Origin of the sequence: Streptococcus infantis (assembly GCF_047464215.1) — a bacterium.
In the GTDB taxonomy this organism is placed as follows: domain Bacteria; phylum Bacillota; class Bacilli; order Lactobacillales; family Streptococcaceae; genus Streptococcus; species Streptococcus infantis_P.
Genome location: NZ_JASHCG010000016.1, coordinates 45445 through 51711 on the forward strand (window position 1 = coordinate 45445; position 6267 = coordinate 51711).

At 34.9% G+C, this 6267-nt stretch carries 10 protein-coding genes, 1 tRNA gene and 1 riboswitch; of the genes, 7 read left to right on the plus strand and 4 right to left on the minus strand.

The window, feature by feature from the left end; genetic code table 11:
* The first annotated feature begins 77 nt into the window (after positions 1–77).
* Both QM469_RS08925 and QM469_RS08930 read left to right on the plus strand, forming a co-directional pair.
* Complete coding sequence (locus QM469_RS08925) at positions 78–461, plus strand: hypothetical protein (RefSeq protein WP_248034327.1); 384 nt, start codon at positions 78–80, stop codon at positions 459–461.
* Between the two features lie 2 nt (positions 462–463).
* Positions 464–847: a hypothetical protein gene (locus QM469_RS08930; protein WP_248034326.1), complete on the plus strand. Its 384-nt coding sequence runs from the start codon at positions 464–466 to the stop codon at positions 845–847.
* Positions 848–984: 137 nt separating this feature from the next.
* Here the strand turns inward: QM469_RS08930 and QM469_RS08935 are convergent.
* From QM469_RS08935 to QM469_RS08945, 3 genes are all read right to left on the minus strand, one after another.
* Positions 985–1056, minus strand: a tRNA-Arg gene (locus QM469_RS08935).
* Positions 1057–1163: 107 nt separating this feature from the next.
* Positions 1164–1544, minus strand: a complete 381-nt coding sequence (gene mscL, locus QM469_RS08940) for a large conductance mechanosensitive channel protein MscL (protein WP_248034325.1) — start codon at positions 1542–1544, stop codon at positions 1164–1166.
* Between the two features lie 70 nt (positions 1545–1614).
* The gene (locus QM469_RS08945) at positions 1615–2049 is read right to left on the minus strand and encodes a GtrA family protein (protein ID WP_248034324.1); all 435 of its coding nucleotides are present in this window, start codon (positions 2047–2049) and stop codon (positions 1615–1617) included.
* A 28-nt stretch (positions 2050–2077) separates the two neighbouring features.
* A riboswitch (PreQ1 riboswitch) is annotated at positions 2078–2175 on the plus strand.
* Here QM469_RS08945 and QM469_RS08950 point away from each other — a divergent pair.
* The 5 genes from QM469_RS08950 (at position 2173) to QM469_RS08970 (ending at position 5941) form a co-directional block, all read left to right on the plus strand.
* A complete protein-coding gene (locus QM469_RS08950; RefSeq protein ID WP_248034323.1) occupies positions 2173–2682 on the plus strand; it encodes a QueT transporter family protein in 510 nt (169 codons plus the stop codon). Its footprint overlaps the riboswitch before it by 3 nt.
* 115 nt (positions 2683–2797) lie before the next feature.
* A complete protein-coding gene (locus QM469_RS08955) occupies positions 2798–3211 on the plus strand; it encodes a hypothetical protein (protein WP_248034322.1) in 414 nt (137 codons plus the stop codon).
* 28 nt (positions 3212–3239) lie between these two features.
* Positions 3240–3887, plus strand: coding sequence for a hypothetical protein (locus tag QM469_RS08960; RefSeq protein ID WP_414276588.1), 648 nt, complete (start codon positions 3240–3242; stop codon positions 3885–3887).
* 71 nt (positions 3888–3958) lie between these two features.
* The gene (locus QM469_RS08965; protein WP_248034321.1) at positions 3959–4756 is read left to right on the plus strand and encodes a formate/nitrite transporter family protein; all 798 of its coding nucleotides are present in this window, start codon (positions 3959–3961) and stop codon (positions 4754–4756) included.
* Positions 4757–5143: 387 nt separating this feature from the next.
* The gene (locus QM469_RS08970; protein ID WP_000254784.1) at positions 5144–5941 is read left to right on the plus strand and encodes a formate/nitrite transporter family protein; all 798 of its coding nucleotides are present in this window, start codon (positions 5144–5146) and stop codon (positions 5939–5941) included.
* A 60-nt stretch (positions 5942–6001) separates the two neighbouring features.
* Here QM469_RS08970 and QM469_RS08975 read toward each other — a convergent pair.
* The coding region (locus QM469_RS08975) for a transposase (protein ID WP_414276310.1) at positions 6002–6267 on the minus strand (266 nt) is incomplete at its 5' end.

Below are 6267 nucleotides of genomic sequence, written 5' to 3' on the forward strand. Positions count from 1 at the left end.
GTGCGTTTTTTAAACTATTTTAGATTTTTATAGAGAGAAAGCGTATGAGATGAGAAAATAGTGGAGGGCAAGATTTTATGCTAGAGTGGAAATCTGTACCAGAGGATGAATATGAAGCTAGTGCAGCTTTTAGCGAAAATAGTCATTACGAGATTTCTACGATGACTTTGAAGGGAAAGAAACATCTGATTCGATTGAAATTTCCCTTCTGTCATTTTTACCAAATCACAGAAAGAGACTTATTTGATGCTCTTCATCAGATTCCTAGTTCGTCAGATCTTGAATCGCCTATTTGTAAGCTAGAGACTAGTAGCCTGATTACAGAAGTGATTCATAGGGCGGGTGGAGTTTTGGCTGAAGAAGACTTGGTTCATTTTCGTATTTGTGCTAAGAATCTAGTTTTTGACTTAGTTCTCTATAAAAATCAAGAGAGTGATATAAGGATAGAAGAGGTTTGTTAAAAATGAAGTGGGTTCATATTGGTGAGGAAATCAAGTATAATTGGTATGAATTACGGTGTCAACTTTCTCAAGAAAATCACCTGCAAATTTTTCTTGAGGGCTTAAAGAATCAAAAGCTCAAATACTGTATTGATTTTGGTAAGATTCTTTTTTGCAGATCTATTGATGAGGGGTGGGACCTGAATTTACTAGAAGAAGATTTACTCAGCGGACCAGAATTTCCCTATTTATCAGATGGGATTTTACTTGAAATGATAGACACTCACCTTAAAAACCGAGTTCAAAAGTTTTATCCTGCCCCCATCTATCACTACCAAGTACAGGGAATTAATTTTGGGATAGACGTCCTTACAGAGGCATTTCCGATTATAAAAAAACTAGACTGAAGCCTAGATAAAAGTAAACCTTTTCAACAATAAAATAGACTCCATAATATCTATAGGGAATTTATCCACTAGAAATATTATAGAGCCTGAATCCTTACAGCTTTATCTACAGATTTTGGTAAGTTCTTTATAAAATATCCACCCTGAGGGAATCGAACCCCCATCTCAAGAACCGGAATCTTACGTGATATCCATTACACTAAGGGTGGAAACTTTAATTATTATATCAAAAAAGAGAGCTGAACTCAAGTTTTTTCTAAACTCAGCAAAAAGAGAAGTAAAAAAGATTCAGTATTGAACCGAATCCTCTAGATGATTATTTTTTCTCAAGAAGAGCTTTGATTTCTTGAAGAACTTCCAACTCAGTTGGACCAGCAGGTGCTTCTTCAGCAACTTCTTCTTTTTTGGCAAGGTTTTGAGCTTTTTCCATTGCTTTAATCACAAAGAATAGAACGGTACCAACAACAAGGAAGTTGATAACAGCACTCAAGAAGTTACCGTAAGCAACACCATTCCATGAAAGTTCAGCAATACGTTCAATTTTTGCAGCTTTCAAAGCAGGGTTCAATAGAAGTGGAGTGATGATATCATTAACAAATGAAGTCACGATAGCACCAAAAGCAGAAGCGATGATTACACCGACAGCAAGGTCTACAACGTTACCACGGAGCAAAAATTCTTTAAGATCTTTTAACATTTTCTTTTTCCTTTCGAAATTTTACAGTCTAAATTATATCTCAATCATCTGTTGAATTCAAGAAATATGCTCAGTGTTTTTTAAAAACAAAAACTTTACTGAAGATGTAATTGAGGACTATGATCGTAACTTGTGCAAAAATAGTCTCAATTGTGTTGATAGTATTGAGATTATCACCTACAAATTGACCGATGATGTGAGGGAAACTCGTCACAAAAATAAAGGTCAGAAGGAGGTCTAATAGAAAAGTTATGAATCTTGCAGTTGTAAATTTTATCAGACGTTTGAACCAATTTTTTCGTTTCTGTTTAAAAACAATGGTATCGTTGGTGAAAAAAGCAAACAAAATTCCAGTTATATTTCCCAGAGCAGTCGCCCATAATTCTTGTTGGCAAAGGTAAAAAATCGTGATACGAACAATAATCGAAACAAGAGTAGTTGCAGCTCCAAAAAATAAGTAGGAGAGAATTTCATTATCGAAGAATTTTTTTATGCATGTTTTCATAAAAATAGTATAGCATAAAGGAGATAAATGTGCTATACTTGTAGGGTTGACTTGCTCAACCCTTGGTGCTTAGCTTCTTTCACCAAGCATATTTTACGCGGGTTAATCGCTAAAGGAGAAAACATGAAAAAACTAACTATCCGTGATATGGCAGATATTGCCATTGTCGCAGCAATTTATGTGGTTTTGACAATCACACCACCCCTTAATGCTATCAGTTACGGTGCTTATCAGTTCCGTATCTCTGAAATGATGAATTTCCTTGCCTTTTACAATCCTAAGTACATTATCGGTGTTACTCTTGGATGTATGATTGCAAATTTCTTCAGTTTTGGAATCATCGATGTCGCAGTTGGTGGAGGCTCTACGCTTATCTTCCTAAGTTTAGGCGTATGGTTGTTTAGCAAATATAAAAAAGACTATCTTTTTAATGGATTGATTCGAAAAGATCATTTCTTCTTTTCAATTCTTTTTTCGATTTCAATGATCACCATTGCTGCTGAATTGAACATCGTAGCAGAAGCACCTTTCTTCTTAACTTGGTTTACAACTGCTATCGGAGAATTCGCTTCTTTGATTGTTGGTGCTATTCTTATCGGAAAAATCGGTAAACGTCTTGATTTGACTAGATAAAGATATCACATCAAATATTATTGAAAAGGGCTGAACGTTGTTCAGTCTTTTTCTTTGTCCATAAAACTAGTTGTTCAATAAAAGTGATATAATAAGGAAAAAAGGAGCTTTAATTATGATAGATTATTTTTTGATTGGGCTAAAGTCGATGATGAAAAGCTCGGTTTTGACTTTTGCTATTTGCTTTGTATCCTTCCTTCTTTTATTGATCCTTTGGCGCCGTTATGTCATTGTGCGTCAAAGTGGTGGAAACTTTTTTGCCCCTTTTCATATTGCTAAGGGAAGATTTTATATCCATAATGCTTATGTTTTTAGAAAGCGAATTATACCACTGAATAATATTAAAAAGATTGAGGTTGATTTTATTCCAAGTGTTAAATTGAATGGAGCTAGATATTTTTTGAGTATCCAACAAAAGAACGGAAAAGCTCTAGCCTATTTCTTTGGCCAATCAAAAGAGAATGATAAGCTTGTCAGAAATCTAAAAAATGAAACGAAAAAGTATCATATTAAAGTTATCATTCACTGACAATTCCAAATATTGGAGAGGGATAAAGATGGATAGGCTACAAATAATCAGAAATAATCAGCATTTAAGAAGATTACTTTTAGATGAGTGTGATATTTACTTTTATGATCACATCAGAGAGGTGCAGTTTTCTAACAACGATGAGGAATATTCTCTAGCTTGTCAGGCCTTTGCTAAAGACGGCAGCGGGGGAGAATATGTAATTCTTGAGGATGAGAGTATTGGCTTTATAGGGAGTGAAGGCCAAGTTGGTCGGGTAGCAGAAAGCCTTGATGACTTGCTTACTTTCTTACTTCATGCTGGTTCTATATCAGACTTTTCTTGTCGGTTGCTCTATCAAAACAAGGATTTGTTGTCAAAATTCTGTCAGGGATTTATTAACAAAGCACGAGAGAACTACCAGTCAAAAGGCGAAAAGTGGGACAAAGTGAGAACTCTACTTGCACAAGAGTTGGGACTTGAATTTCAGCCAGAAAAACTGCAAGAGTTAGCCTCCAATTTTTATCAATCAGCGATAAGAACTCCACTATTTACTTGTAAATATGGTCATGGTGAGAATGAATATGTCTGCGATTCTGTTTTGTCAGATATTGTCGGCTTGTGGGTTTCAGAGCTACTGGGGGCGACTGCAGAAGAAATTGAAGCTTTTGCTAGCGCTAAAAATATTCAAGTGTAAAAAGTAAAATTTAATTTTCACTTAAATTATTTTATGTTATAATACTGATGATTATATTTTAAGGAGTTTATATGAGTTCATCAGAATTTATTTCAAAGATTGATTATTATTGTCATAAGAAAGAAAGTCTATTTGACCAAAGTAAGTTCAAGTATGCTATTCGTTCCATGTTTGCAGGTGCTTTTTTAACCTTTAGTACAGCCGCTGGGGCCATAGGTGCTGATCTACTCAATAGCATCGTTCCAAGTGCTGGTTATTTCCTATTTCCCTTTGTATTTGCATGGGGACTTGCTTATATCGTTTTCTTAAATGCCGAGTTGGTGACGTCAAATATGATGTACTTGACAGCTGGAACATTTTTGAAGAAGATTGATTGGAAAAAAGCCTTTATTATTTTACTTTATTGTGCCTTTTTTAACTTAGTTGGCGCTCTGTTAGCAGGTTGGTGCTTTGCTAATTCATCGGCGTTTTCACACCTGACACACGACAGTTATCTTCCAAAGATTGTAGCCAAGAAGTTGGCACGTCCTAGTGATTTGGTCTTGTTGGAAGGGATTTTGGCAAATATGTTTGTAAATATTGCCATTCTGTCTTCAATTTTGGTTAAGGATAGCAATGCCAAACTCTGGATTATCTTGTCAGCTATTTCTATGTTTGTCTTCTTATCTAACGAGCATATTGCAGCCAACTTTTCATCTTTTAGCATTATCAAATTCAGCATTGTTTCTGATCAAATTGCTAACTTTGATATTCCTAATATCCTACGTCATTGGAGTGTTACCTTTATCGCTAACTTGATTGGTGGAGGATTCTTGATAGGCTTACCATACGCTTATCTTAATAAAAATGAAGATACTTATGTTGATTAGTAAAAGCTTTTGAAAATATAATGAAAATCAATAATAGAGGAGGTCGGGACTAAAAATCCAGACCTCAATTTTTTTCCAAAGAACTTTTTGATAAAAACGTTATTTTCTCTGTCTATAAATTCAAACAAATTATTAGTGCATGGACTTTTGCTGAAAAATAAAGAAACTTTTTTGTAAATTCAATATAGAACAAAATAAAAACATATATTAAATATATAGAATGGAGAGTTTAAAAATAAAGGGGTGAAAACATTAAAGATGCTGATACAAAGCAAATGGAAACGATTACTAAAAGTGATGAAAATATTGTAACTAGAATTAAGAAAGCCTTCCCATAATTTCGATTTTATGTTATAATATTCACAAATAAAAGTTTTAGGAGTTTATATGGTTTCTTCAGAATTTATCTCAAAAATTGAGTTTGCTTGTAAGAAAAAGGAAAGTCTTTACAGTCAAAGTAAATTCAAGTACGCTATCCGTTCAATGTTTGCTGGTGCATTCTTAACATTTAGTACAGCAGCTGGTGCAGTTGGAGCTGACTTGATTAATAAGATTGCTCCTGGAAGTGGACGTTTCCTCTTCCCATTTGTTTTCGCTTGGGGATTGGCTTACATTGTTTTCTTGAATGCTGAGTTAGTAACATCTAACATGATGTTCTTGACAGCTGGTAGCTTTTTGAAAAAAATTAGCTGGAGAAAGACAGCTGAAATTCTTCTATACTGTACACTCTTTAATTTGATCGGTGCTCTTATAGCAGGTTGGGGCTTCGCCCATTCAGCGGCTTATGCAAACCTTACCCATGATAGCTTTATTTCTGGAGTTGTGGAAATGAAGTTGGGCCGTTCAAATGAACTAGTCTTACTTGAAGCTATCTTGGCTAATGTCTTTGTAAATATCGCAATTCTTTCATTTGTTTTGGTTAAAGATGGTGGAGCTAAACTTTGGTTGGTTCTTTCAGCCATTTACATGTTTGTATTCTTAACAAATGAACACATCGCCGCAAACTTTGCATCATTTGCTATCGTGAAATTCAGTGTTGCTGCTGATTCAATCGCAAACTTCGGTATTGGAAATATTCTTCGTCACTGGGGTGTAACCTTTATTGGTAACTTTATTGGTGGTGGTCTACTGATGGGATTACCTTACGCCTTCTTAAACAAAAACGAAGATACATATGTAGATTAAAAGTTGGATTTATTCCAACTTTTTCTGGCTCTTTGTCAACTGTAGTGGGTTGATGAAAAGTTATAACCTGGAGAGGACCAACATGGTTCTCTCCTTTTTGATGTTCAAAGCAATGAGGATTCTAGTTTTAAAGTTTTCAAAGTTCCGGAAGCCAAAAGCATTGCGCTTGATGACCTTAATGAGGTTATTAGTAGCCTCCAGTTTCGCGTTTGAGTAGGGCAGTTCCAGTGCGTTCATGATTTTGTCCTTGTCTTTCAAAAAGGTCTTAAAAACAGTTTGAAAAATAGGATTTACACAAGAAATCGTTTCTTCAATCAGTTCAAAGA

Excerpts from the sequence above, each read along its gene's own strand:
- QM469_RS08925 (WP_248034327.1), top strand. The coding sequence starts at position 78 with ATGCTAGAGTGGAAATCTGTACCAGAGGATGAATATGAAGCTAGTGCA.
- QM469_RS08930 (WP_248034326.1), top strand. The coding sequence starts at position 464 with ATGAAGTGGGTTCATATTGGTGAGGAAATCAAGTATAATTGGTATGAA.
- mscL (WP_248034325.1), bottom strand. The coding sequence starts at position 1,544 with ATGTTAAAAGATCTTAAAGAATTTTTGCTCCGTGGTAACGTTGTAGAC.
- QM469_RS08945 (WP_248034324.1), bottom strand. The coding sequence starts at position 2,049 with ATGAAAACATGCATAAAAAAATTCTTCGATAATGAAATTCTCTCCTAC.
- QM469_RS08950 (WP_248034323.1), top strand. The coding sequence starts at position 2,173 with ATGAAAAAACTAACTATCCGTGATATGGCAGATATTGCCATTGTCGCA.
- QM469_RS08955 (WP_248034322.1), top strand. The coding sequence starts at position 2,798 with ATGATAGATTATTTTTTGATTGGGCTAAAGTCGATGATGAAAAGCTCG.
- QM469_RS08960 (WP_414276588.1), top strand. The coding sequence starts at position 3,240 with ATGGATAGGCTACAAATAATCAGAAATAATCAGCATTTAAGAAGATTA.
- QM469_RS08965 (WP_248034321.1), top strand. The coding sequence starts at position 3,959 with ATGAGTTCATCAGAATTTATTTCAAAGATTGATTATTATTGTCATAAG.
- QM469_RS08970 (WP_000254784.1), top strand. The coding sequence starts at position 5,144 with ATGGTTTCTTCAGAATTTATCTCAAAAATTGAGTTTGCTTGTAAGAAA.